Annotated in this window: 20 protein-coding genes; 12 read left to right on the top strand and 8 right to left on the bottom strand. The window is 63.7% G+C overall.

What is annotated here, in order from left to right; all coding sequences use genetic code 11:
- The first annotated feature begins 114 nt into the window (after positions 1-114).
- Genes recC through recD form a run of 3 tightly spaced genes read left to right on the top strand, consistent with a single transcriptional unit; the run spans position 115 to position 9,379 of the window.
- Positions 115-3,609 (top strand): exodeoxyribonuclease V subunit gamma, encoded by a 3,495-nt coding sequence (gene recC / locus L63ED372_RS08415; RefSeq protein WP_062405259.1) that lies wholly within the window; start codon positions 115-117, stop codon positions 3,607-3,609.
- On the top strand, positions 3,606-7,277 hold the full coding sequence (recB, locus tag L63ED372_RS08410; RefSeq protein ID WP_062405257.1) for an exodeoxyribonuclease V subunit beta: 3,672 nt from the start codon (positions 3,606-3,608) through the stop codon (positions 7,275-7,277). The genes recC and recB overlap by 4 nt, the downstream gene beginning before the upstream one ends.
- A complete protein-coding gene (gene recD, locus L63ED372_RS08405) occupies positions 7,274-9,379 on the top strand; it encodes an exodeoxyribonuclease V subunit alpha (protein WP_062405255.1) in 2,106 nt (701 codons plus the stop codon). Before recB ends, recD begins: the two co-directional genes overlap by 4 nt.
- A gap of 59 nt (positions 9,380-9,438) precedes the next feature.
- On the opposite strand, the gene L63ED372_RS08400 is transcribed toward recD, so the two are convergent.
- Positions 9,439-9,711, bottom strand: coding sequence for a hypothetical protein (locus L63ED372_RS08400; protein ID WP_062405253.1), 273 nt, complete (start codon positions 9,709-9,711; stop codon positions 9,439-9,441).
- Between the two features lie 125 nt (positions 9,712-9,836).
- Here L63ED372_RS08400 and L63ED372_RS08395 point away from each other — a divergent pair, with 125 nt between their 5' ends.
- Complete coding sequence (locus tag L63ED372_RS08395; RefSeq protein WP_062407836.1) at positions 9,837-11,012, top strand: pyridoxal phosphate-dependent aminotransferase; 1,176 nt, start codon at positions 9,837-9,839, stop codon at positions 11,010-11,012.
- A 62-nt stretch (positions 11,013-11,074) separates the two neighbouring features.
- On the opposite strand, the gene L63ED372_RS08390 is transcribed toward L63ED372_RS08395, so the two are convergent.
- The 3 genes from L63ED372_RS08390 to L63ED372_RS08380 are packed head-to-tail and all read right to left on the bottom strand — an operon-like array spanning position 11,075 to position 14,001.
- Complete coding sequence (locus tag L63ED372_RS08390) at positions 11,075-12,016, bottom strand: PfkB family carbohydrate kinase (protein WP_231624461.1); 942 nt, start codon at positions 12,014-12,016, stop codon at positions 11,075-11,077.
- Positions 12,017-12,035: 19 nt separating this feature from the next.
- Positions 12,036-12,980, bottom strand: a complete 945-nt coding sequence (locus tag L63ED372_RS08385; protein ID WP_062405249.1) for an ABC transporter permease — start codon at positions 12,978-12,980, stop codon at positions 12,036-12,038.
- Positions 12,981-13,035: 55 nt separating this feature from the next.
- Positions 13,036-14,001 (bottom strand): sugar ABC transporter substrate-binding protein, encoded by a 966-nt coding sequence (locus tag L63ED372_RS08380; protein ID WP_197275245.1) that lies wholly within the window; start codon positions 13,999-14,001, stop codon positions 13,036-13,038.
- Positions 14,002-14,168: 167 nt separating this feature from the next.
- Between L63ED372_RS08380 and L63ED372_RS08375 the strand changes: the two genes are divergently transcribed.
- Genes L63ED372_RS08375 through L63ED372_RS08360 form a run of 4 tightly spaced genes read left to right on the top strand, consistent with a single transcriptional unit; the run spans position 14,169 to position 17,312 of the window.
- The gene (locus L63ED372_RS08375) at positions 14,169-14,957 is read left to right on the top strand and encodes an ATP-binding cassette domain-containing protein (protein WP_062405245.1); all 789 of its coding nucleotides are present in this window, start codon (positions 14,169-14,171) and stop codon (positions 14,955-14,957) included.
- Complete coding sequence (locus L63ED372_RS08370) at positions 14,951-15,391, top strand: RbsD/FucU family protein (protein WP_062405243.1); 441 nt, start codon at positions 14,951-14,953, stop codon at positions 15,389-15,391. Before L63ED372_RS08375 ends, L63ED372_RS08370 begins: the two co-directional genes overlap by 7 nt.
- A 29-nt stretch (positions 15,392-15,420) precedes the next feature.
- Positions 15,421-16,644, top strand: a complete 1,224-nt coding sequence (locus L63ED372_RS08365; RefSeq protein ID WP_062405241.1) for an ROK family transcriptional regulator — start codon at positions 15,421-15,423, stop codon at positions 16,642-16,644.
- On the top strand, positions 16,641-17,312 hold the full coding sequence (locus L63ED372_RS08360) for a transaldolase family protein (protein WP_062405239.1): 672 nt from the start codon (positions 16,641-16,643) through the stop codon (positions 17,310-17,312). The genes L63ED372_RS08365 and L63ED372_RS08360 overlap by 4 nt, the downstream gene beginning before the upstream one ends.
- A gap of 91 nt (positions 17,313-17,403) precedes the next feature.
- On the opposite strand, the gene L63ED372_RS08355 is transcribed toward L63ED372_RS08360, so the two are convergent.
- Both L63ED372_RS08355 and tsaE read right to left on the bottom strand, forming a co-directional pair.
- A complete protein-coding gene (locus L63ED372_RS08355) occupies positions 17,404-18,804 on the bottom strand; it encodes an N-acetylmuramoyl-L-alanine amidase (RefSeq protein WP_062405237.1) in 1,401 nt (466 codons plus the stop codon).
- Positions 18,794-19,291, bottom strand: coding sequence for a tRNA (adenosine(37)-N6)-threonylcarbamoyltransferase complex ATPase subunit type 1 TsaE (gene tsaE / locus L63ED372_RS08350; RefSeq protein WP_156343581.1), 498 nt, complete (start codon positions 19,289-19,291; stop codon positions 18,794-18,796). The genes L63ED372_RS08355 and tsaE overlap by 11 nt, the downstream gene beginning before the upstream one ends.
- A 93-nt stretch (positions 19,292-19,384) precedes the next feature.
- Here tsaE and queG point away from each other — a divergent pair, with 93 nt between their 5' ends.
- On the top strand, positions 19,385-20,437 hold the full coding sequence (gene queG, locus L63ED372_RS08345) for a tRNA epoxyqueuosine(34) reductase QueG (RefSeq protein ID WP_062407833.1): 1,053 nt from the start codon (positions 19,385-19,387) through the stop codon (positions 20,435-20,437).
- Positions 20,438-20,488: 51 nt separating this feature from the next.
- On the opposite strand, the gene L63ED372_RS08340 is transcribed toward queG, so the two are convergent.
- Positions 20,489-21,397 carry an AEC family transporter gene (locus L63ED372_RS08340; RefSeq protein WP_062405233.1) on the bottom strand — a complete coding sequence of 303 codons (909 nt, stop codon included), beginning with the start codon at positions 21,395-21,397 and terminating at the stop codon, positions 20,489-20,491.
- 151 nt (positions 21,398-21,548) lie between these two features.
- Here L63ED372_RS08340 and L63ED372_RS08335 point away from each other — a divergent pair, with 151 nt between their 5' ends.
- Both L63ED372_RS08335 and xerD read left to right on the top strand, forming a co-directional pair.
- On the top strand, positions 21,549-22,523 hold the full coding sequence (locus tag L63ED372_RS08335; RefSeq protein ID WP_062405231.1) for a tripartite tricarboxylate transporter substrate binding protein BugE: 975 nt from the start codon (positions 21,549-21,551) through the stop codon (positions 22,521-22,523).
- A gap of 9 nt (positions 22,524-22,532) precedes the next feature.
- Positions 22,533-23,441: a site-specific tyrosine recombinase XerD gene (xerD, locus tag L63ED372_RS08330; protein ID WP_062405229.1), complete on the top strand. Its 909-nt coding sequence runs from the start codon at positions 22,533-22,535 to the stop codon at positions 23,439-23,441.
- Here xerD and L63ED372_RS08325 read toward each other — a convergent pair.
- On the bottom strand, positions 23,438-24,214 hold the full coding sequence (locus L63ED372_RS08325; RefSeq protein ID WP_062405227.1) for a ferritin-like domain-containing protein: 777 nt from the start codon (positions 24,212-24,214) through the stop codon (positions 23,438-23,440). The two genes, xerD and L63ED372_RS08325, sit on opposite strands and share 4 nt — an antisense overlap.
- An 86-nt stretch (positions 24,215-24,300) precedes the next feature.
- Here L63ED372_RS08325 and L63ED372_RS08320 point away from each other — a divergent pair, with 86 nt between their 5' ends.
- Entirely contained in the window at positions 24,301-24,825 is a 525-nt protein-coding gene (locus L63ED372_RS08320) for a gamma carbonic anhydrase family protein (protein ID WP_062405224.1), read from the top strand.
- Positions 24,826-24,868 lie beyond the last annotated feature (43 nt).

Below are 24,868 nucleotides of genomic sequence, written 5' to 3'. Positions count from 1 at the left end.
GCTTAAAAATAAGGCAGTGCCGGGCTCTTGCCTTGAGCCTGGCGAAGGGCATGATTGCGGCTATTCTTCTCGCTTGTCTTCGTTCTTTTTTTGCGCCTGCGCGTCCCTCACTGCATGCCTGCATCCTCCATTTCGCCCGGCTTCATTGCCCTGCACAGCCACCGCTCTGAGGTGCTGGCCGACACCCTGACGGGCTGGTTGCGCACACACCCTTTGCTGCCGCTCGAGAGCGAAGTGGTGCTGGTGCAAAGCAACGGCATGGCCGAGTGGATCAAGATCGAGTTGGCCCGCCAAGGTGGCGTGTGCGCCGCCACGCGGGTGGAGCTGCCTTCGCGCTTTTTGTGGCGCACTTACCGGCAGGTGCTGGGCGCGGCCAATGTGCCACCCGACTCACCGCTCGACAAACTGCCCATGACCTGGCGGCTGATGGCCTTGTTGCCCAGCTGTCTGCAAGACCCGGTGTTCCAGCCCGTGGCGGGCTTTTTGCGCGGCGACGAGCCGGACCGCCTGCTGCAACTGGCCAGCCGATTGGCCGACCTGTTTGACCAGTACCAAATCTACCGCCCCGACTGGCTGCAAGACTGGGCCGCCGGGCGCAACTTGCTGCGCAAGGCCGCTGGGCATGATGAGCTGGGCGAAGACCAGCTTTGGCAGGCGGAACTCTGGCGGCGCGTGCTCGACACTTTGGATGACAGCCAGCGCCAGGCTACCCGCCCGGCGCTGCATGCGCGGGCGCTGGCGCACCTGCAGTCGGGCCAGCCGCTGGCCAGCCCCGTGGCGCGGCGCGTGTCGGTGTTTGGCATGAGCCACATGCCCGGGCAGCTGCTGGAGATGCTGGCGGCGCTGGCCGCGCACAGCCAGGTGCTGTTGGCCGTACCCAATCCGTGTCAGTACCACTGGGGTGACATCATCGACGGGCGCGAATGGCTGCAGGCCGAGCGGCGACGTCACGCCTACCGGGGCGAGGCGTTGGCGGGTTTGCCACTGGCGCAGATGCATTTGCACGCGCCCACGCTCTTGGCCGCTTGGGGGCGGCAGGGGCGCGACTTCATCCGCCAGCTCGACGCTTTTGACGACCTGCAGGCGGCCCAGCAAGTCACGCAGTGGCCGCGCCTGGACTTTTTTGACGATGTGCCCGGTGAAGACGCCACGCGTTTGCTCGCGCAGTTGCAGCGCCGCATCCGCGACCTGGAGCCGTCGAGCGGCGGCACTCCAGCCCAGCCTTTGCGCAAGGACGACGCTTCAGTCACCTTCAGCGTGGCGCACAGCCCGGTGCGCGAACTCGAAGTGCTGCACGACCAGTTGCTGCAGTGGTTCCACACCTCGCCCGAGCCTTTGTCCCCACGCGATGTGGTGGTCATGGTGCCCGACATCGAAGTCATGGCCCCGGCGATCCGCGCGGTGTTTGGTCAATACAAGCGCAGCGATGCGCGGTTCATCCCGTATGACATTGCCGACCTGGGTGCACAGGCCATCAGCCCGCTGATCCATGCGGTCGAATGGTTGCTGGCCCTGCCGCAGCAGCGCAGCCGCATGAGCGAGCTGGTGGAGCTGCTCGAAGTGCCCGCGCTCGCTGCCCGCTTTGGCTTGAAGGACGAACACCTGCCCACGCTCACGCGCTGGATGGCGGGCTCGGGCATCCGTTGGGGCCTGTCTGCCGAGCACCGCGCTGGCTTGGGGCTGGGCGTGTGCGGCGACGACAACTCGGCGCTGTTTGGCGTGCAGCGCATGCTCATGGGTTATGCCTGCGGTGCCGACCCGGTGGACGATGGCGTTTCATTGGGCGTGTCGCCTTACTTTGAGGTGGGCGGGCTGGACGCCGAACTGGCCGGGTCGCTGGCGCACCTGTTGCAGGCCCTGATCGACTGGTGGCAAATCTGCACGCAAAGCGCCACGCCCGCACAGTGGGCCGAGCATTGCCGCGCCATGCTCGCGGCGCTGTTCAAGCCGCGTGACGATAACGACCGCAATGCCCTGGCAGCGCTCGACCAAGCGCTGAACGACTGGGTGCGTGCTTGCGGCGAAGCGGGTTTTGAAGAGGCTGTGCCGCTGGCCGTGACCCGATCGGCTTGGCTTGAAGCTTTGAAGGCCCCCCGGCTGGAGCAGCGCTTTCGCGCTGGCGGCGTGACGTTTTGTACGCTCATGCCGATGCGGGCGATCCCGTTCAAGGCGGTGTGCCTGCTGGGCATGAACGATGGCGACTACCCGCGCCGCAGCCCGCGTGCCGACTTTGACCTGATGGGACTGCCCGGCATGACGCGCCCCGGCGACCGCTCGCGCCGTGACGACGACCGGCAGCTCATGCTCGAAGCGCTCTTGTCAGCGCGGCAGGTGCTGTACGTGAGCTGGAGTGGCCGCAGCGTGCGCGACAACAGCGAACAACCGCCTTCGGTGCTGGTGTCTCAACTGCGCGACGAGATCGATCTGCTCTGGGGCAAAGACACGGCCAAAGGCCTGACCACCGTGCACCCGCTGCAACCCTTCAGCCGCGCTTACTTTGAGGCGGGCAGTGGTTTGTTGACCTATGCCAAAGAGTGGCGGGCGGCGCAAGATGTCCAGCGTGGTGATGGGGCAAGCGAGACGGGCACGCCATCGTCGGCTCTTGCGCTGTTGTCGCCACTCATGGCCGCCAACGAGCAGGCCCCGATCATCTCGATCGCTCAACTGGCGCGCTTCCTGCGCAAACCTGTGGGTGCGTTTTTTCGTGAGCGGCTGCAGGTGCATTTGGAAGACGAGCGCAGCGAGCTGCACGACGAAGAACTGTTTGGTCTGGGCGGGCTGGACTTGTACCAGTTGCTCGACCACGAACTGCAGCACGTGCCTGCGGATTTGATCGCAGACGAACTGCCCAGCCATGCAGCGCGTGTGGTGCAGCAATTGCGTGAGGCCGGGGCCTTGCCGCTGGCGGGGGTGGGCACGCTCGAAGCCCAAAAGCTCACCCACATCCTGCAAACCCAACTGGCCGCTGCGCTGCGCGAGTGCGGGGCCTACCCCGAAGCTGCCGAGCGTGTGCTGGTCGACCAGACACACCCGCAAGTGAGTTTGCAAGACGCTTTGGGCGGCGTGCTGGCGGGTGAGGGTGGGCAAATGCTCTTGAGTTTGCGTGCCAACGACGTGGCGGACCTCAAACCCAAAACACCTTTGGCCAGACCTGAAAAACTCATCGACATTTGGCTGCAGTCGCTGGCCGCTGCCGCCGTGGGGCATTCAGTGCGCTGTGTGGTGGTGGGCCGCAACGCCGTGGTGCGTGCAGAACCGCAAGACCCTGAAGCCGCCCGCACCCAGTTGCAGACCTTGCTGGCCATCTGGGCCGAAGGCATGCGCTGGCCACTGCCCCTGCCGCCCGGCGTGGCCTTGCAGTGGCTCAAGGACAAAGAAAACACCAACGCGCTGGCCGATGCCTACGAAGGCAGCGACTTCAAGAGCGCAGAAAAAGACAAAGACCCGGCGCTGGCCCGAACCTACCCCACGGTGCAGGATTTGCTGGCCACGGGCGCACTGGATCGGCTGGCGCAGGCGGTGTATGCGCCGCTCAAAGCTTGGGCGGCAGAGGCCGAAGTCGAGGCCTTGCCCGGTGCGCCTGCAGACGATGAGGGAGAAAAGGCATGAGCACCGCACACGCCCTCAACGCCCACAGCTTTCCGCTGCGCGGCAGCCACCTGATCGAGGCGAGCGCAGGCACGGGCAAGACCTGGACGATTGCCGCGCTGTATGTTCGCTTGGTGTTGGGCCATGGCGATGCGTGCACCGCACCCGTGCGCCCCATGCTGCCGCAAGACGTGTTGGTGATGACCTTCACCCGCGCCGCCACGCGTGAGCTGTCAGACCGTATCCGCGCCCGCCTGACCGAGGCGGCGCAGGTGTTCCGGGGCATCGCCCCAACGGACGACGCCTTCCTGAATCAACTCCAAAGCGAATACCCCGAAGGTGAGCCCCGCGAACAAGCGGCTTATCGGCTCGCGCTGGCCGCACAGGCCATGGACGACGCGGCCGTCTACACCATCGACGCCTGGTGCCAGCGCATGCTGCGCGAGCACGCTTTTGAAAGCGGCAGCCTGTTTGAAGAAAACCTGGTCGGCGACGAAGCCGCGCTGCGCCTCGAAGCCGTGCAGGACTACTGGCGTCAGCAGCTCTACCCCATGGCCACACCGCTGGTGGCGCAGGTTCAGCGCGTCTGGCGCGACGTACCTGCGCTCGACCAGGACATGCGTGCCCTGATGGCGGTGCCTTTGGCCGAAGCCGCGCCTGGCACGCTGGCGGAGGTCTTCGGCGCGGTGCTGACCGAGCGCGATGCGCAACTGGCGGCGCTCAAGCAGGGCTGGGTGGAAAAGGCCGACAACTTGCTGGGCTGGATTGAGGGGCAGCTGGTCGTCAAGAAGCATGGATGGAATGGTTCAATTCTGCAGGTGGGGCGCTCCAAAAAGTGGATGGATGCACTCAAAGGCTGGTCGCAAAGCAGTGGGGATGCGAAGGCATTGAAAGATGCAATGGGTACAGGCTGGGATCGTCTGACACCCAATGGCCTGCTGGAGTGTCGCAAAGAAGGCGATGTCGTTGAGATGCCGCCCGAGTCTCAGGCCTTCGCTGATCTGCAAGCCGCTTTATTGGCCTTGCCCGACCCCGCGCAGGCCGCCCGCCTGCACGCCCGCACCCATGTATTGCAGCGCATGGCCGAGCTGAAGCGGCGCAGCGGCCTGTTCGGTTTTGCCGACATGCTGCAGCGCCTCGATGTGGCGCTGGCCGACCCCGAGTCGGGCGAGCGTCTGGCGCAGCGCCTGCGCGAGCAGTTTCCGGTGGCGATGATCGACGAGTTCCAGGACACCTCGCCGCTGCAGTTCCGCATTTTTGACCGCATTTACCGCACTGCCGAGAACCGGCAAGACGCTGCGCTGCTGCTGATCGGGGACCCCAAGCAATCGATCTACGGCTTTCGTGGTGCCGACATCCACGGCTACTTGGCCGCACGCCGCGCCACCGAAGGCCGCCACCATGTGCTGGGCACCAATTACCGATCCACCCAAGCGGTGGTGGATGTGGTGAACCGCTGGTTTGAAATTCCGAAAGACGCCTTTGGTTACCAACGCGGCGATGAAGATCCGCTGCCTTTCCAGGCTGTTGAAGCCAAGGGCCGCAGCGAAGTGTTCACGACCCGCGACGGTGGCGTGAAAGCCATGACCTTGGTGCACGACGCCACACTGCGCAGCCAGCGCGATGCGCAAACGCACTTGTCGGCCTTGTGCGCCGAGCAGATCGTGGCTTGGCTCAGTGACCCGCAGGCCCGCTTTGTGGACCCGAACAAGGGTGATCAGCCGCTGCAACCCAAAGACGTCGCCGTGCTGGTGCGTACAGGCAAAGAGGCCGCTGCCGTGCGCGACGCCTTGCGTGTGCGGGGCGTTGCTTCGGTCTACCTGTCGGACCGCGACTCGGTGTTTGCCAGCGACGAAGCACAGGACCTGTGCCTGTGGCTGCGCGGCGTGGCCGAGCCGCAAGACATGCGCCGCGTGCGATCTGCTTTGGGCACGCGCACGGTGGGCTTGTCGCTGGCCGAGTTGTACGAGCTGGCCACACAAGATGAGTTGCTGGACCAGCGTGCCGAGCAGATGCGCGACCTGCGCGGGGTTTGGCAAGGGCAGGGCGTGTTGGCCATGCTGCGCCAGTCGCTGCATGTCTTCCAACTGGCCGGGCGCTGGCGTGACCAGAGTGACGGTGAGCGCCGCCTGACCAATGTGCTGCACCTGGCCGAACTGCTGCAAACCGCCAGCAGCCAGCTGGACGGCGAGCAGGCCCTGATCCGCTGGCTGGCCCAGCAGATCGAGGAGGTCAAGGCGGGGGGTGCAGGCGACAGCGAAGAGCAGACCGTGCGGCTGGAGAGCGACGAAGACCTGGTGAAGGTCATCACCATCCACGCCAGCAAAGGCCTGGAGTACCCGGTGGTGTGCCTGCCCTTTGCGCACAGCCACCGCATGATGGAAGCCCACAAAACCCCGGTGTTGCAGCGCGATGACGGCCAGGGCGAGCGGCATTGGACTTTGGACTTTGACAAGGACGACACGAAGCTGGCCGATCACGACCGCCTGCGCGAAGACCTGCGCCTTTGGTATGTGGCGCTCACGCGTGCGCGGCACGCACTGTGGGTGGGCTGGAGCCCGGTCACACGGGGTTCGGGCAAAAGCTGCGTCAACCACAACAGCGCCGCAGGCCATTTGCTGGGCGGCGGTGACGCCATCGATGAAGCTGGCTGGTTGCCCAAGCTGCAAGCGCTGGAAAAAGATGCAGATGAGCAGCGCTTGTCGGTGCAACTGGTGAGCGCGAGCGCCAAGGTGCCCCTCACCCTCTGGGAGCGGCCTGCCCACACCACCGAACTGCGCGACGCGCTGAGCTGCACCGCCCGCATCGACAAGTCGTGGACCATTGCGAGCTTCTCGCGCCTGACGCGAGACCTGTCTTCGCAGCCTTTGGCGCAAATGAGCCTGCACATGACCACGCCGCGCCCAGCCGATGACGAACCGCCCGAAGACGCACAGGTCCTGCCCACCCCTGCAACCCCTGTGGGTTCTTTGGCCCCGTGGCACGGCTTTGCCAAAGGCCCAACTGCAGGCAACTTCTTGCACGACCAGCTCGAGTGGTTGGCGGCCGATGGCTTTGTGCTCGACTCCCCCAAGGCCGAGCGCCTGAAAAAGCGCTGCGAAAACGCAGGCTACTTAGCCCAAGCCAACGATGTGGTGCAGTGGCTCACCCGTGTGGTGGCGCAACCCCTGAGTGGGCCAGGTCGCCCGCTGAACGCGCTGGGCACCTTGCTGCCCGAGATGGAGTTCTGGCTGCCTGCCGAGCGTCTGCACGCCCGCGAGGTGGACGCGCTGTGCCAGCAGCACCTGTTGCCCGGTGTGAGCCGCCCGCAACTGCCCGACGCACAGCTGCACGGCATGCTGATGGGCTTTGCGGACTTGGTGTTTGAGCACGAAGGGCGTTACTGGGTGCTCGACTACAAATCCAACCACCTGGGTGCCGATGACGCGGCCTACACCGCGCAGGCGCTCGATGCCGCCATGGCCCACCACCGCTACGAGGTGCAGGCCGTGCTCTACATGTTGGCGCTGCACCGCTTGCTGCGTGCCCGCCTGGGCGGGGCCTACAACCCGGCGCAGCAACTGGGCGGCGCGGTGTACCTGTTCTTGCGTGGCATCGACGGGCCAGTGGGCGGCTGCTGCACCTTGCCAGCGCCGATCGAATTGCTCGATGGCTTGGACGCCATGCTCCATGCCGAGGTGAAAGCATGAGTTTCAAAAAGCCCTCGCGCACGATGTCTGTTCCCACCACACAAATGGATTGGTTGAACGACTTGCCCGCCGAAGGCCTGAGTGCCGCGCAAACGCTGCAATGGTTGCAGTTGTGGACCGAGCAAGGTCTGCTGCGCCACATCGACAGTGCCCTTGCAGCGCAACTGCTGCGGCTCAACGGCCAAGCCAGCCCAGGGCTGCTGGTGGCGGCGGCCTTGCTCGCGCAAATGGAAGGGCGTGGCTACACCTGTCTGCCCTTGGCCGACCTGTGTGCACCGCCTGTGGCGATGTTGGGCTGGTCCGCTGTGGCGGTGGACGGGCCGCAAGGCTTGCGTGCGCTTTGGGCGCACCTGCCCGCCACGCTGGCCGACTGGCAAACCGCTTTGCAAAGCAACACATCCCGAGCCTGTTCGCGACTGAGCGATGCACCCGACCAAGGCCAGCCGCTGGTGCTGGGCGGCACGGCCCCCGCACCGCTCTTGTACCTGCGCCGTTATGCAGGCTACGAGCAGCGCGTGGGCCAGGGTCTGTTGCAACGGGCCCGCGAGCCCTTGGCCGTGCCCGATTCGGCAGCCCGCCAATGGCTGGACCGTTTCTTTGTGCCCAGTACCGAAGCACCTACCGACACCGATTGGCAAAAGGTGGCCTGCGCCGTAGCGCTGCGTGCGCGTTTGTCGGTCATCACGGGCGGGCCAGGTACGGGCAAGACCTACACGGCGGCCCGCCTGTTGGCTTTGCTGCTGGCGCTGCACGAGGGCGACAGCCCGCTGCGTGTGGCGCTGGCCGCGCCCACGGGCAAGGCGGCGGCGCGCCTGAAGCAATCCATCGATAACGCACTGACCAGTTTGCAAGATCAAGTGCCAGAGGGCAGCGGCCTCGACTTGAACACGCTGATCGCCCGCATGGGCCCGGCCCGCACCTTGCATTCGTTGCTGGGTGCGCGGCCCGACACACGCCAGTTCAGGCACCACGCGGCCAACCCGCTCGATGTCGATGTGCTGATCGTGGACGAAGCCTCGATGGTGCACTTGGAAATGATGGACGCGCTCTTGCAAGCTTTGCCGTCCACATCGCGCCTTGTGCTGCTGGGCGACAAGGACCAGCTGGCCTCGGTGGAAGCGGGCGCGGTGCTGGGCGACCTGTGCCGTAACGCCGCCGAAGGCCGCTACAGCGCGGGCACTGCGCAGTTTGTGCAGGCCGTAGCTGGGCAGACCTTGCCTGCCGAGTACCGGTCAGCGGGCGCTACGCCCGTGCTTTCGCAACAGACGGTGATGCTGCGCCACAGTCGCCGCTTCAAAGGCGCCATCGGCCAATTGGCCCTGGCGGTGAACCGGGGCGATGCCGCTGCCGCCCGCGCCGCATTCGATCCTGCTGTGAGCGCAGTGCCAACGCCTGGGTCCGTTTCGGCGCTGCTGGCCCTGCAACCCACTTCCCCCCAAGCGGTCTGCGATTTGGCCTTGGGCGCACATGGCCAGCCGTCTTACGCCGACTACCTGCGCCTCATGCAACGGCAGCCAGAAGGGCAGGGCACCGACAAGCACACCGCCTGGGTGCGCAGCGTGCTCCAAGCGTTCGAGCGCTTTCGGATTTTGTGCGCGGTGCATCAGGGCGATTGGGGCACCCAAGGGCTCAATGCCGCCGTGCAAAAAGCCTTGACCGATGCCGACTTGCTCAAAGTCACAGGCGAATGGTTTGCCGGCCGGCCCGTCATGGTCACGCGCAACGATGCGCAGCTGGGCGTGTTCAATGGCGACGTGGGTGTGGTCTTGCCCAACCACGAGGGCAAGCTCAAGGTCTGGTTCCTCGACGGCGAGGCGCTGCGCTCGGTGAGTGTGATGCGTCTGGCGCAGGTCGAAACCGCCTTTGTTATGACGGTGCACAAGAGCCAAGGCTCAGAGTTCGAGCACACCGCGCTGGTGCTGCCGCCGGGTGGTGCCGAAGTGTTGTCCCGCGAGCTGGCATACACCGGCATCACCCGAGCTCGTGAGCAATTCACCTTGTTGGAAGCCGAGGCGGGTTTGCTCGAAGCGGCGATGGCCCGTCCCAGCGTGCGGGCCAGTGGCTTGGCGCAGGGCTGGTCACAGGACGGGTCAAGCGACTGAGAGGCAGCAGCCGCCGCTCGCGAATGTGCCGACGCATCATGAATGGCCTGGGTGGGGCATCAACTGGCATAGCCCTCACACGCGCCTGCATTGGCTTTGCCGCGGCATTCGCGCAAGAGGCGCTTGTCGCGCTCGGCTTTGCTCTCGCCCGAACCCGTGTTGCCGGGCGCTTTGGGCGCTTTGGCTTGCTTGGGTTTTTGGGCCTTGGCCGGTTTGTCAGCGGCCGTGACGGCGGTGAAGTTGTCTGCGGCTTGGCTGGCGGCTGGCATGGTCAGCCAGCAAAGCCCCAAGCCCACGCTGGCGAGCGCGGATATCCAATGCCGTGTGTTCATGGCGGTCTCCCTGTCAGTTGTTGTGCCGTTCATCATAGGCAAGTGCAGCGCTTGTGCAAAGGGTGACACCAGCAGGGCTGACCAGCCGTTACGATGGGTGCATGAACAAAAACACCGCTCCTTTCATGCGTCAGGCCGTCATGGACCTGGAAGAGTCCCGTATCCGCGAAGTCGCCAACGCAGGCATGGGCCGCCCCGATGTGCTGGCCTTTTGGTTTGGTGAATCCGACGAGGTCACGCCCGACATCGTGCGCCAGGCGGCCATCGATTCGATGCAAAAAGGCGAGACCTTTTATTCGCACAACTTGGGCCTGCCTGAATTGCGCCAAGCCGTGTCCGACTACATGTCGGCCTTGCACGGACCCATTGGTATGGACCGCCTGGCCATCACCTCGGGCGGCGTGAATGCGCTCATGCTGGCGGCGCAAGCCCTGATCGACGCGGGCGACGAAGTGGTTGCCGTCACGCCCGTGTGGCCCAACCTCACGGCGCAGGCTTTGGTGATGGGCGCGAATTTGAGATGTGTGTCGCTGCGCCCGGTGGGTGGCCAGTGGCAGCTCGACATGGCGGCGCTCAAAGCCGCCATCACGCCGACCACGCGCATGCTGATCGTCAACTCACCCAACAACCCGACTGGCTGGACGCTCAGCCGCGCCGAGCAGGCCGAGATCTTGGCGCATTGCCGCAGCACCGGCACCTGGGTGTTGGCCGACGAGGTGTACGAGCGCCTCTATTACGAAACCGACACGGCCAATGGCTGCGCCCCGTCTTTTTTGGATGTGGCCGAGCTCGACGACCGCCTGGTCGTGGTGCACAGCTTTTCCAAGAGCTTTTTGATGACCGGCTGGCGACTGGGCTGGTTGGTCATGCCCGCCGCCATGACACCGCACATGGGCAAACTGATCGAGTTCAACACCTCGTGCGCTTCGGTCTTCACCCAAAAGGCGGGCGTGGTGGCCTTGCAAAATACCGCCGACATCACACCCCGTGTGGTCGCGCACCTCAAAGCCTGCCGCGACACCTTGGTGCCGCTGTTGCAGGCTGTACCGGGGGTGCAACTGGCTCCGGCTCGGGGTGGCATGTACGCGTTTTTCAAACTCGACGGGCACCCGGATGCGGTGCAGACGGCCAAACGTTTGGTGGCCGAAGCAGGTCTGGGCCTGGCCCCTGGCGAGGCCTTTGCCCCTGAAGCGGCGGGCTGGCTGCGTTGGTGTTTTGCCTCCAAAGATCTGGCGCGGCTGGCGCAAGGCGTGGAGCGGCTCCAGACCTGGTTGCGCCAAAACCCATCGGCAGCGGTTTGAAGGCGCCTTGGTGCCACTGCTGAAGGCCAAAGCCGTTTCAGCTTCCCGTAGACCTTCAGGGTTCAAGCCGCTTGCACTTCGGCCCAGCGCGGCGGCTGGCAGCCTTGGCGGGCACAGTTCAAAGCCGCGGCTTTCATGGCCTGGGCCAAGGTGGTGGCCACGCGATCGGCCGCACCCTCGGGCTGCAGGGCCCAGTCGGCCAGGGTGTTGCCCCAGAAAGTGTCGCCCGCACCCACGGTGTCGACCACCTGGGTGGGCGGCACGGGCAGGCTGTGGCCTTGGCCTGCGATGTCCAGGTGCGCACCCTCACCACCAAAGGTCAGGGCCACGCGGTTGAGTGCGGACTGGGACACGCCCGCTCGCAGCGCTTGGACCAAGCGTGCAGATTCGGCCGGGCGCACATCGGCGAACCCCATCGTCTGCAGGTCCTCATCGCTGGCTTTGAGCCAGTCGGTCAGGGCGATCACCTCTTTCAAGGCGGCCACATAAGGGCCCAATTCGCCCGCCACCTGGGGGCGCAAGTTGATGTCCACGCTGATGGTCCAGCCCATGGCGCGAGCAGCCTGCAAGATGGCCAGCACTTTGTGGTGTTCCGGAGGGATCAGCAGCAAGGAGCCGGTGTGAAAAATCCCTGGCTTCGGACTCTCGCGCAGCAAGGCCAGGATGCCGTCCACGGTGTAGTCGCGGTCGGCAATGCCTTCGCGGTAAAAGCCGTAACTCGGTTGCCCTTGATCGATCTGCACCACCGCCAAGGCCGTCGGTTTGGCGCTGGTGCCACCGGGCAGGGTCACGCCATCACGCTGCAACTGCTGGGCCATGCCTTGGCCAAACAAGTCGCGCGACAAGGGGTTGAGGTAAGCCACCGAGGCGCCACGCAGCGCGGCGGCACGGGCCAAGTTGAAAGGGCTGCCGCCCATGAGGGGCAAGAGCCGTCCGTCGGGCTGGGCGATGCAGTCCATCAGGGCTTCGCCCAGGACAAAAACAGGGGTACTGGGGGTGGTCATGGGTTGCAGGGCCATGGGTTTATTTTTTCAGCAGGTGCTTGCGCCGAACCACGTCGATCCACACCGCGACGATCACCACCGCGCCGATGGCCATCATTTGTTTGAACTGAGACACTTCCATCAGGTTCATGCCGTTGCGGATCATGGTGATCAGCACCGCGCCCAACAAACTGCCCCAGATGCTGCCGCGCCCGCCAAACAGCGAGGTGCCCCCCAAAATGACGGCGGCAATGGCGTCGAGCTCGAACATTTGGGCCATCTTGCCGCTGGACGAATCCATGCGGGCCATGAGCACAATGGCCGCCATGGCGCAGGCCAGGCCCGAGATGACATACACACCCAGCTTGTACCAGCGGATGTTGATGCCCACCTGGCGGGCCCCCATCTCGTTGGAGCCCATGGCGTACACATAGCGGCCGATCTTGGTGCTGGACAAGACAAAGGCCATGACCACAAAAAACACGCCCGTGATCAGTGTGGGCATGGGGATGCCCAGCACATCGCCGTATCCAATAAAGGGGAAGGGGGCAGGCAGACCCGCATTGTCAAAACCGCCGGTCAAGTCAAACGCCAGGCCGCGCCACAAGGTCAGGCCACCCAGCGTGACGATGAAGGCGGGGATGCCCACAAACGCGACCAGGTAACCGTTGAACACGCCCACCGCAGCGCCAATGGCCAGCGCCACGGCCATGGCCAGGTAGGGGTTGACGCCGAGTTTGACCATCATGTAACCGGCCACGGCGCCGGCCAGTGCCGTGAGCGCACCGACCGCCAGGTCCACACCGCCCGTCAAGATGACAAAGGTTTGACCACCCGCGAGCAAGGCGATGACCGAGGCCTGCACCAGGATGTTGGACAGGTTGCCGGTCGTCAGAAAGTAGGGTGAGGCCAGGCTGAGCACAACGCCCAGCACCAGGACCGCTACAAAAGCGCCGTACCACTCTTGTCGGGTGATGGATTTCATGAGTTTCTCGATCTTGCAAAAAGATGAACCCGGACCCGCAGGTCCGGGCCCGCCATCACTTGGATTTGACTTTCATGAACTGGCCCACGCCAGAGTCGGCCGCGAACTTGTCCACGTTGGAGGGCAACACCAGGAATGAGCCGGTGTCGATGCGGGCATCCACTTTTTTGCCTTGAGCGGCCGCAATCGCAGTTTCCACACCGACTTGACCGATCTTGGCCAGCATCTGCGCGGCGTTGGCTTGTTGCCAGCCTTGCTTCATCATGTCGAGGCCACCAGGGGAGCCATCAAAACCCGCGATCTTCACGTCGCCGGGTTTTTTGCCCGCCGCCATCAAGGCCGCTTTGGCACCCAGTGCGCCACCGTCCCAGGCGCAGGCGATCACCTTGGCATTGGGGTTCGCACGCAGGGCCGATTCCACGCCGTTTTGGGCCATGGTCTGATCCCAGGTGGTGGGCACTTCAACAATCTTCACGTTTTTGCGCACGGCGTTCAGGCCATCCACAAAGCCTTTCTTGCGCTCCTGGCCGGTGGACTGGCCTTGGTCGCCGGTCACATAGATCACGGTGTCGCCGTCTTTGATTTGTTCAGCCGCCCACTTGCCTTGCACATTGGCGGCCTTGATGTTGTCGGTGGCCACGTAAGAGGTGATGGCCGCACCGGTGATGCCGGTGTCCACCGCCACCACCTTGATGCCGGCTTTGAGCGCCTTGTTGATGGCAGGGGCGATGCCTGCAGAGTCCACGGGTGCAATCGCAATGGCGTTGACCTTGCGGGTGATCATGTCCTCCACGATGGCCAATTGCTTGGACAGCTCGCCTTTTTCAGCGGCCAGCTCGATGAATTTCACACCTTTGGCTTGACCGGCTTTCTTGGCACCACCGTTGATCAGCGTCCAGCCTTCGTTGGTGTTGCCGTTGGTGATGTAGGCCACGGTCACGTCAGCCGCCATGGCCGAGGTGAACAGGGTGGCCGCTGCTGCAGCGATGGCCAGGCGGCCGAATGTGCGTTTGGTGATCATGGGTTTCATCTCCGTGGTTGAGGGTGTGATCGGTCAGGAACCTTTTTTGTCTGACCGCCCAAGGATTGGAATCGAAAACACAGACTAAGTAAACCTAGTAGTTTTACTAATGCAATAAATCAACAAATCCGCGATGCTTGTCACCATCTCTTGAGAAAGCTTTTGCCATGTCCACCTCCCAACCCGTTCTTGAAATCAGCCAATTGACCAAGCATTACGGCGGTGTCAAAGCCCTGACCGATGCGCACTTTCGCCTCTTGCCGGGTGAGCACGCTGCCATCGTGGGCGACAACGGGGCGGGCAAAAGCACCTTTGTGCGATTGATCACCGGGGTGGAGCAGCCCAACACGGGCGACATCTTGTTGGACGGGCAGAAGGTGCGTTTTGAATCGCCGCTGGACGCACGCGAGCAGGGCATTGAAACCGTGTACCAAACCCTGGCGCTGGCCGAGGACCTGGATGTGCCAGCCAACATCTTCTTGGGCCGTGAGATCACACGCTTGAACCTGGGGCCGCTGTCCATTCTCAACCACAAGGCCATGCGCGAAAAATCGGCAGCCATGCTGGCCACCACGGGCGTGAAAATTCAAGACATGAGCGAGAGCCTGCGCGGCATGTCGGGCGGGCAGCGCCAGTGTGTGGCAATTGCCCGCGCTGCGGGTTTCGCCAAAAAACTCATCATCCTGGACGAGCCCACCGCGGCACTGGGCGTGCAAGAAACCGCCCGGGTGGAAGAGATCATCAAGGGCCTCAAACAGCAGGGCATCCCGCTGATCATCATCAGCCACAACCTGCGCCAGGTGTTTGAGCTGGTGGACCGCATCTGGGTCTTCCGCCAAGGCCGGATCATTTGCAGCCGTTTGACGCGCGAGTCCAACCCCGAAGAAATCGTGGGCCTCATCACCGGGGCCATTGACCCGGCCAATTTGCGCTCTGAAGAGGCGGCCACATGCTGAAAGGGATCGACCCGCTGTTGACCCCCGAGTTGCTGATGCACCTGTGCGCCATGGGCCATGGGGAATGGGTGGCGGTGGTGGATGCGAACTTCACCGCCAACTTTTTGAGTCAGGGCAAGCCCGTGGTGCGCATTCCCGGGCACAGCCTGGAGCGCGTCAGCCGCGCCGTGCTGTCGGTGTTGCCGCTGGCGGTGGATGTGCCGCAACCTGCCGCCTTCATGCGGGTGTGCCAGAGCCCGGAAGGCCACCGCACAGCCGCCCAACAATCGGTGGTCGATTTGGTCGTCGCCGAAGGTTTCCAGCCTGAACAAGTGGAGGCTGTGGAGCGCTACGCCTTTTACGAGAAAATCAAGGGGGCCAGCCTGATCGTGCAAAGCGGCGAGGGCACCGCCTATGGCAACGCCTTGTTCTGCAAAGGCGTGATCCTGCTTTAACTTTTTCCAAACACACACACCCGATTTTCATGAACAGCGCTTCCCCGACATCCGCCATGCGTGGTTCCAACCACGTGGGGATGCGCCAGTTCAACGAGCGCATCGTTCTGCAGGCCATCCGCCACCATGGGGCCATCCCCAAGGCCGATCTGGCCCGCCTGACCCAGTTGTCCACCCAAACGGTGGCCATCATCGTGGGTCGCTTGCTCGACGACGGCTTGCTTGTCAAACAGGACCGGGTACGCGGCAAGATTGGTCAGCCCTCGGTGCCGCTGTCGCTCAACCCGCAAGGGGCATTCAGCGTGGGCATTCAGGTCGGGCGGCGCAATCTGGAGTTGCTGGTGGCAGATTTCAACGGGCAACCGGTCGAGCGTGTGGAAGTGCTGTACGACTACCCCGATCCGGACCAGCTTTTCGCTTCCATGGCCGAGGGGCTGCAGACCCTGCAAAACCGCATGGGCGATTTGTGGGCTCGCACCGTGGGTGTGGGCCTGACGGCGCCGCTGTCCCTGCACAAATGGGCCGACCTCATGGGCGGTCAAGCGGCAGCGGCATTGGCGCGTTGGGAAGACATTGACCTGCCTGCGCGTGTGCAGGCCTTGACCGATTTCCCGGTGGTGTTTGCCAAAGACACCACCGCCGCCTGTGTGGCCGAGTTGCTGCAAGGCCATGGCCGCAGCGTGCGCAGCTTTTTGTACGTGTTTGTTGGCACCTTCATTGGAGGCGGTTTGGTGCTGTCGGGCCACATCATGAATGGCGAGCGCGGCAACGCTGGCGCGATCGGTTCGCTGCCCGTGGGCCTGGCGTCCAGTGTGAACCCAAAGATGGGCATGCCGCCGCAGCTCTTGCAAAAAGCCTCAGGCTGGCAGCTGGAGCAAGCTTTGCTGGCCGCCGGGCACAACCCTTTGCTGATCCACCAGGACGGCATCTTGCATGCCGACTATGCCGAATTCACGGGCACCTGGATCGCCCAAGCCAGCCAAGCCCTGGCCATGACGGTGGCCAGTTCGGCCGCCTTGCTGGACCTGGATGCGGTGGTCATGGATGGCTCTTTGGGCGCACCGCTCATGAGCACCTTGATGGCCGCCACCCAAGAGGCGCTGGCCCAATACCGCTTTGACGGCATGCACCAGCCGCAACTGCTGGCAGGCCAGGTCGGTGCACACGCCCGCGCTTTGGGCGGGGCCTTGCTGCCGCTGCACAGCCAGTTCTTCCCCGACAAAGACATCTTCCTCAAGCAGGACGCCGCATGAAGCTCTACCTTGACAGCGCCGATGCCCGCCAATGGGCTGTGCCCGCAGGCTGCCCGCCGGTGCAAGGGGTGACCACCAACCCCACGCTGGTCATGCAAGCCGGTTTGCCGGTGAGCCTGCCCGGCTATTTGCAGCTGGTGGCGCAGGCGGGCCAGGCCCGTTTGCCCGAGCTGATGCTGCAGCTGCCCCGCGCCGATGTGTCCGAAGCCGCGCAATGGTTGGGGGCTTTGCTGACCGCCGCTGAGCAAGCCCAGGTGCGCTTGACCTTCAAGCTGCCTTGCCATCCCGATTGGTTCGCCGTGCTGCGCGAGGTGCAGACCCGGGGTGTGCCCACGCTGCTCACGGGCTTGTCCAACCCGATGCAACTGCTGTGGGCGCAGGCCCAGGGGGCCAGTTTCGTGGCGCCCTATGTGGGCCGCTTGCAGGCCGATGGGCGGGATGTCTGGGCCTTGGTCGCCGCCTGTGTGGCCGTGCAAGCGAATGGCCCGCAGTTGCTGGCGGCCAGCATCAAATCGGCCGATGTGCTCTCTCGCTTGATGGCCGCGGGTGCCCATGCGGTGACGGTGCGCCCCGAGTTGGCCACTCAGTTGGCCACCGACCCCATGACGCTGGCGGCCATGGCGCAGTTCGATCGGGATGTGCTGACGAGCCAAAACAACCTGCTTTGAGCGCGGCTCGCTGGCCAGAACTGCCAGACGCATAGGCTTGCGGATCACGGCCGAATCACAGGCCAAACCAAGGGCCAAATCACAGGCCGAATCAAATGCCCCGGTTGCGTGCCAGCGGCGGGTTGCGCGAAAAATACTGCAAGATGCCGCGCAGCAGGGCATCGGTCAGCTGCTTTTGGTAGGCCTCACTGCGCAGTTTTTCTTCTTCTTCCGGGTTGCTGATGAAGGCGGTCTCCACCAGTACACTGGGGATGTCGGGGGCTTTGAGCACGGCAAAGCCGGCTTGCTCAACCCGGGGTTTGTGCAACTTGCCCACGCTGCCGATCTCGCGCAGCAAGCTGTTGCCCAAGGACAGGCTGTCTTTGATTTGCGCGGCGGTGCTCATGTCGAGCAGGGCACGTTGCACTTGGCTGTCTTGCACGCCCAGGTTCACGCCGCCGATCACATCGGCCTTGTTTTCTTTTTGTGCCATCCAGCGGGCGGCGGCGCTGGTGGCGCCACCTTGGCTGAGCGCAAACACGCTCGCGCCCTGTGGCCTGGGGGTGTAAAAAGCATCGGCGTGGATGCTGACCAACAGGTCCGCTTGCACACGTTGGGCTTTTTGCACGCGCACATGCAGGGGCACAAAAAAGTCGGCGTCGCGTGTCAAAAAAGCCCGCATAGGACTTCCGCCCACGCTGCTGGCGTTGATGCGTTCGCGCAGCATTTTGGCGATCTTGAGCACCACGTCTTTTTCGCGGGTGCCGCCGGGGCCAATGGCTCCTGGATCCTCTCCGCCGTGGCCCGGGTCGAGTGCGACCACGATCAGGCGGTCGGTGCGGGGCTGTGCGGGTGCGCTGCCCGGGCGACTGGGCTTGTCCATGAAGGGCCCCTCGCTTGGGGCCATGTCGGGGCTGCGGGTCGTTGGCGCGGGCAAGGCCTGGGGCAAGGGTGCCGCGCCGGCCTGCGTTTGCCGGGCGATCAAATCACCCAAAGGGTCGTTCACCGTGGCCGATGCCCCGGGCAGCTTGTCCACGGCAGACGGAGGTTTGGCCGCAGTGCGTTCCTGGATCAGTTGCTCCAGCGGGTCAATGGCCTGGCTGGGGTAGAGGTCCAGCACCAGGCGGTGTGCATAAGGGGCCACGGGTTGCAGGCTGAAGACCTGTGGCGAAATGGGGTGTTTGAGGTCGATGACCAGGCGCACCACATTCGCGCTGTACTGGCCCACGCGGATACCCGCGATGTTGGGGTCAGAGGCCTGCACCTTGCCCACCAGCTCGCGCAAAGCCGCGTTCAGTTGCATGCCTTCGATGTCCACCGCCAGGCGCGGCGGCGAGGTGATGAAGGTCTGGGTGCTTTGGATGGGCGCGTCCGACTCAAGCGTGACGCGGCTGTAGTCAGGTGCGGGCCAAACCCGCACGGCCAGCATGTTGGCCCCGCGTGCGAGCTGAGCCGCGCCCAGGCTCAGCACCAGAAACCCCGCTTTGATCAGGCGGCGGCGGTCAGGGCGCATGCTCTGGCGCTCCTGCCGCGGTCCAGGCCTTGAGCCATTGCTGGCCGCGATGCGTGCCTGCGCTGATCTGCACCCGGCGCTGGTCTTCGTCGATGGCTTCGAGCGTAATCACCCAGTCGGGCGGGGGCAGCTGCCCGGCGACTTTGTCGGGCCACTCCATGAGCTTGAGGCCCGGCCCGGCAAAAATGTCGCGAAAGCCCGCGTCTTCCCATTCTTGCGGGTCGTTGAATCGGTAAAAGTCAAAGTGCCAAATGGGCCATGTGCTGTCGCCCGAGCCCGCTTGGTGCGGCTCGACCACGGCGTAAGTCGGGCTTTTGATGCGGCCCGTCACCCCGGCTGCACGCAGCAGGTGGCGCACGAATGTGGTTTTGCCCGCGCCCAGATTGCCGCGCAATTCAATGCGTGCATCGCGTCCGCCGGGCCATTGGTTCAGGCCCTGCGCCAGTTGCGTGGCAAAGGCCTGCGTGGCGGACTCGTTCGGCCACAAGCCCTCCCAATGGGCTGGGGCGGCGGGGCTTTCTACAATCGGCGTGTGACTGCTCAACGTACTCAAATCGACCTTCTTGAACTGTGGCCCCAGATCCAGATCTGGGCGCGTGAGTTGGGATTGTCCCAAATTGGCGTGGCAGGTATCGATTTGTCCTCGGCAGAGCCCGGATTACAAGCTTGGTTGGCTGCGGGCTTTCACGGCAGCATGGCTTATATGGAAAGCCATGGCATGAAGCGGGCTCGCCCGGCCGAGCTGGTGCCGGGCACGGTGAGTGTGATCACCGCCCGTATGGATTATTTGCCGCATGACTCACCGCCCGACTGGCTGGCCCAAGAAACCGCCCGCGGCCTGCAGCCGGGCGAGGCGGTGGTCTCGCTGTATGCCCGTGGTCGCGATTACCACAAGGTTTTGCGCTCGCGCCTGCAAAAACTGCAGGACCGCATCGCCGAGGCCATTGGCCCCTTTGGCCACCGCGTGTTCACCGACTCGGCCCCGGTCATGGAGGCCGAACTGGCCACCCGCAGCGGCTTGGGTTGGCGCGGCAAGCACACCTTGGTGCTGAGCCGCGAGGCCGGTTCGATGTTTTTCTTAGGTGAGTTGTTTGTGGACTTGGCCCTGCCCGAGACGCCCGCCACATCGGCGCACTGCGGCCAGTGCACCGCCTGCATGGACCTGTGCCCCACACAGGCCATCGTGGGGCCTTACCAGCTCGATGCGCGGCGTTGTATTTCTTATTTGACGATCGAGCATGCCGGGCCGATTGACGAGGCCTTGCGGCCGCTGATCGGCAACCGCATCTACGGTTGCGACGACTGCCAGCTGGCCTGCCCCTGGAACAAGTTCGCGCAGCTCAGCCCCTTGCCCGACTGGCAGGCCCGCGAGGGCTTGAGCGCGGGCCGGATCTCTGAGCTGATGGCGTGGACCGAATCCGAGTTTTTGCGCCGTACAGAAGGCAGCGCCATCCGCCGCATCGGCCACACCCGCTGGCTGCGCAATCTGGCCTTGGCGGCGGGCAATGCGCTCGCATCGACCGCCTTGGGTTCTGAAGAGCGAGGGGTTCTGCTGAAGGCATTGCAGTCGCATGCAGCGCACAGCGATGCGGTGGTGCAAGAGCAAGTCGCTTGGTCCTTGGCGAAGGCCTGACCTGATGGCGGCCTGGTTTTTGCCCGTGCCAGCGCCGTCAAAGCAGGTCCATCAGCCGCGCAGCACGCCCAGCGCAAACGGCAAACTGAACATGCCAGCCAAGGTGGACAGCGTGACCAAGCCCGCCACATACGGCCCGTTGTAGCCCATGCGGGCGGCCAGCACGTAGCAGGTGGACGCGGTGGGCAGGGCAGAAAAAGCCAGCAAAACGGTGGTTTGTGTGGGGTTCAGACCAAAAAGGCGTGAGAGTCCCAGCGCCATCAAGGGCATCAACAAGTGCTTGATCAGCAGCACGCTGGCGCTGAGCAGCTTGCCCTGGCGCAAGCTGCCCAGTTGCATGCCTGCGCCGGCCGCCATCAAGCCCAAGGCCAAAGACGCCGCGCCAATGCGGCTGACGCTGGGCTCGAGCACTTCGGGTAGGCGAAAACCCAACAAGTTGGCCGTCAGTCCCGAAGCGGTCGCAATGATCAGGGGGTTGCGCACCAGTTCACGCAAAAAGCCCGACTGGGCTTGTCGGGCCATGGGCCACACCGCACCGATATTGAAAAGCGGCACGCAAAACCCGATCAGCACCGCGATCATGAGCAGGCCTTCGGGGCCCGCCAGGCGTTCGGCCAGCGCCAGACCGATGAAGGAGTTGAAGCGAAAACCCACTTGCGCTGCTGCTGCGTGGTCGCGCCGGTCCAGGTAACGGCCCCAAATGGGCCAGTGCGGCAGGCTGTAAGACAGGGCAATCGCCCCAAAAGCCAAACTCAGGCCCGCCCCGATCAGGCTCGAGGCGGCGGTCAAGTCCAGCGGGCTTTTCACAATCGAGTGAAACAGCAGCACCGGGAACAGGAAGAAATACACCAGACTCTCCACCTGCTGCCAGACCGGGCGGTTCAGGGCTGTGAAGCGGCAGATGAGATAGCCGCACAGGATCAGGGAAAAATCAGGGAAGAGGAGTTGGGCGAAATTCACTCGGCTAGGATAACGCAGTACGCACATGGCCTTGGGAAGTGGCTGTCACCTGCGGTGTCCGCTGGTGCAATCGCGGGTTTTGTGGGTTTCCCCCCTCACGCCAGGGCCTGTTTTTTGCCTATCATGTCTGATCTTTTAAGGAGTTTGATCAATGAAGCGTCGTAGTTTGGTTTCTGCAGCCGGTTTGGCTGTCACCGTGTTGGCCAGCGGTTCGGCGTGGGCACAGGCCTACCCCAACAAAACCATTCGCCTGCAGGTGCCGTTTGCCCCGGGTGGTACCACCGACATTGTGGCCCGCGTGATTGCCGAGCCACTGGGCAAGGCCCTGGGTCAAAGCGTGATTGTTGAGAACAAGGCCGGTGGCGGCGGTGTGGTGGGTGCGACCGAAACGGCTCGCGCAGCGCCCGATGGTTACAACCTGGGCATGGCCACGGTGTCGACCACGGCCGCCAACCCGGCCATCAACCCCAAGATTCCGTACAACGTCCTGACCGACTTCACGCCCATCATCAACATCGCGGCCACGCCCAATGTGATCGCGGTGCACCCCAGTTTCCCGGCCAAGGATTACGCGGGTTTTGTCGCCGAGTTGAAGAAAAACCCTGGCAAATACTCCTACGCCTCATCGGGCACGGGCGGCATTGGCCACCTGCAAACCGAATTGTGGAAGAGCTTGACGGGTGTGTTCATCACCCACATCCCTTACCGCGGCGCGGGCCCGGCCCTGAACGACACCGTGGCCGGTCAGGTGCCCATCATTTTTGACAACCTGCCTTCGGCACTGCCCTTCATTCAGTCGGGCCGTTTGGTGCCCATCGTGGTGGCCGCGCCCCAACGCTTGGCGCAACTGCCCAATACGCCCACCTTCAAGGATGTGGGTCTGGAGCCCGTCAACCGCATGGCTTACTACGGCATCTTGGGACCCAAGAACCTGCCCAAAGAAGTGGTTGACAAGATCAGCGCGGGCGTGAAAAAAGCCCTGCAAGAGCCGGGCGTGACCAAGCGCATCAACGACACCGGCTCTTTGGTGGTGGCCAACACGCCTGAAGAGTTCACGGCCCAGATCAAGGCCGAGTTCGAGGTGTACAAGAAAGTCGTGGACCAGCAAAAACTCAAGCTGGACTGATTCCAGTCCATGCACGAGGCCAGCCAGAACGCCATCGACCGCTTTGCCGAGGCCCTCTGGCTGGAGGACGGACTGGCCGCCAACACCTTGGCGGCCTACCGTCTGGATTTGTCGCTCTACGCCACCTGGCTGTTTTTAACGCACAGGCTGGCGCTGGAGGCGACCCAAGAACACCATCTGCAAGCCTATTTTGCCGAGCGCCATGGCAAGACCAAGGCCACATCGGCCAACCGCCGCCTCACGGTGTTCAAGCGCTTTTTCAGATGGGCCTTGCGCGAGCGCCTCATCCCAACCGATCCCACTTTGCGCATGCTGGCAGCCAAGCAGGCTTTGCGCGTGCCCAAAACCTTGGGTGAGGCGCAGGTCGATGCGCTGTTGTCCGCACCCGATGTGGCCACGCATCTGGGCTTGCGCGACCGCGCCATGCTGGAGCTGATGTATGCCAGTGGTCTGCGGGTGAGCGAGTTGGTCAGCCTCAAAACCCTGCATGTGTCGCTCAATGAGGGTGTGCTGCTCATCATGGGCAAAGGCAGCAAAGAGCGATTGGTGCCTTTTGGCGAAGAAGCCCGTGAATGGTTGCAGCGCTACATGGGCCAAGCCAGAACGGCCATGTTGGGCCAACGCCAGACCGAAGACCTGTTTGTCACCACCAGTGGCACCACACCCGGCACCGCCATGTCGCGCGTCATGTTCTGGAGCCTGGTCAAGCGCTACGCCATCGATGCTGGCATCACCGCGCCTTTGTCACCACACACCTTGCGCCACGCCTTTGCCACCCATTTGCTCAACCACGGGGCCGATTTGAGGGCGGTGCAAATGCTGCTGGGCCACGCCGACATCTCCACCACCACCATCTACACCCATGTGGCGCGTGAGCGGCTCAAGACGCTGCACGCCCAGCACCACCCTCGGGGTTAGCTCAGGGCTGCCAATTCCGCGTCTTCAAACCCGGCCAATCGCCGCGCCGCCATGTTGAACGGCGGGCGCAGCTTGGGGGCGTCGTATTGCGCGATCAATTCGGCATAGGTGCGCACGGGCTCGAGGCCGCGCTGTTCGCACAGATAGCGGTACCAGCGGTTGCCCGCGGCCACATGGCCAATTTCTTCTTCCAAAATGATGTCCAGGATCTCGCCAGCCCTGTGGTCGCCCACGCTGACCAGTTTGTTTTTGACGCCGGGTGAGGCGTCCAGACCCCGCGCTTCCATGGTGCGCGGCACGATGCCAATGCGGGCCAGAATGTCGTCCTTAGTGCGTTCGGCCATGTCCCACAGGGTGTTGTGGGCCGGAAAGTCGCCGTAGTCAAAACCCAAGTCCAGCAAGTGCTGGCGCAGCAGGCGGAAGTGCTTGGCCTCTTCTTGGGCAATGCGCACCCAGTCGGTATAAAAAGCCTCGGGCATGCCCCCAAAGCGCCAGACCACGTCGAGCGCCAAGTCGATGGCGTTGAGTTCGATGTGCGCGATCGAGTGAACCAGCATGGCCCGACCCTCGGGCGTGGCCATGGATTTGGCTTTGAGTTGGGTGTGTGGCACCAGCACGGGGCGTTCGGCGCGGCCGGGGCCAACAGTGGGGGCGCTCAGGCGGTCAATCGCGCCCACGGGCAGGCTAAGGTCTAGGGCCAAAGTGGCCTGGGCCTTCAGGTTCGGGTCGGTTTGTGCCCAAGGGATCAGGGCGGCGGAGCGCAGGGTGTGCATGGTGATCGCTGGCAGCGCCCACGGCCGGTGGTGGGCATCCCTACAATTGTAGGTTTTCAAGAAAACCCAACAGACAGGAGACCGCCATGGCCATTTACCAACTGGATGATCAAACCCCCGATGTGGCCGACAGCGCCTGGGTGGCCGACAACGCACAGGTCATGGGCGCGGTCAAAATCGCGGCCGATGCCAGCATTTGGTTTGGCGTGACGGTGCGAGGCGACACCGAGACGATTGAGATCGGCGAGGGCAGCAACATCCAGGACGGCAGCGTGATGCACGCCGACCACGGCAAACCGATCAAGGTCGGCAAACACGTCACGGTGGGCCACATGGTCATGCTGCACGGCTGCACGATTGGCGACGAGTCGCTGATCGGCATTGGCGCGGTGGTGCTCAACGGTGCGAAGATCGGCAAGAACTGCCTGGTGGGGGCTGGTTCGCTGGTGACCGAGGGCAAGGAGTTCCCCGATGGCTCGATGATCATGGGCACGCCTGCCAAGGTGGTGCGCGAACTCAGCCCCGAGCAGATCGAAGGCCTGCGCCAAAGCGCCAAACATTACGTCGAAAACGCTCGCCGCTTCAAGGCAGGCCTGAAAAAAATCAGCTGACACTTTGACTGATTTTTTGGCCAGTCCTAACGCTTTTTAACTT

Origin of the sequence: Limnohabitans sp. 63ED37-2, assembly GCF_001412535.1 — a bacterium.
In the GTDB taxonomy this organism is placed as follows: Bacteria; Pseudomonadota; Gammaproteobacteria; order Burkholderiales; family Burkholderiaceae_C; genus Limnohabitans_A.
The sequence above is the reverse complement of the archived record's forward strand: the minus strand, read 5'-3'. Positions and strand labels throughout refer to the sequence as shown.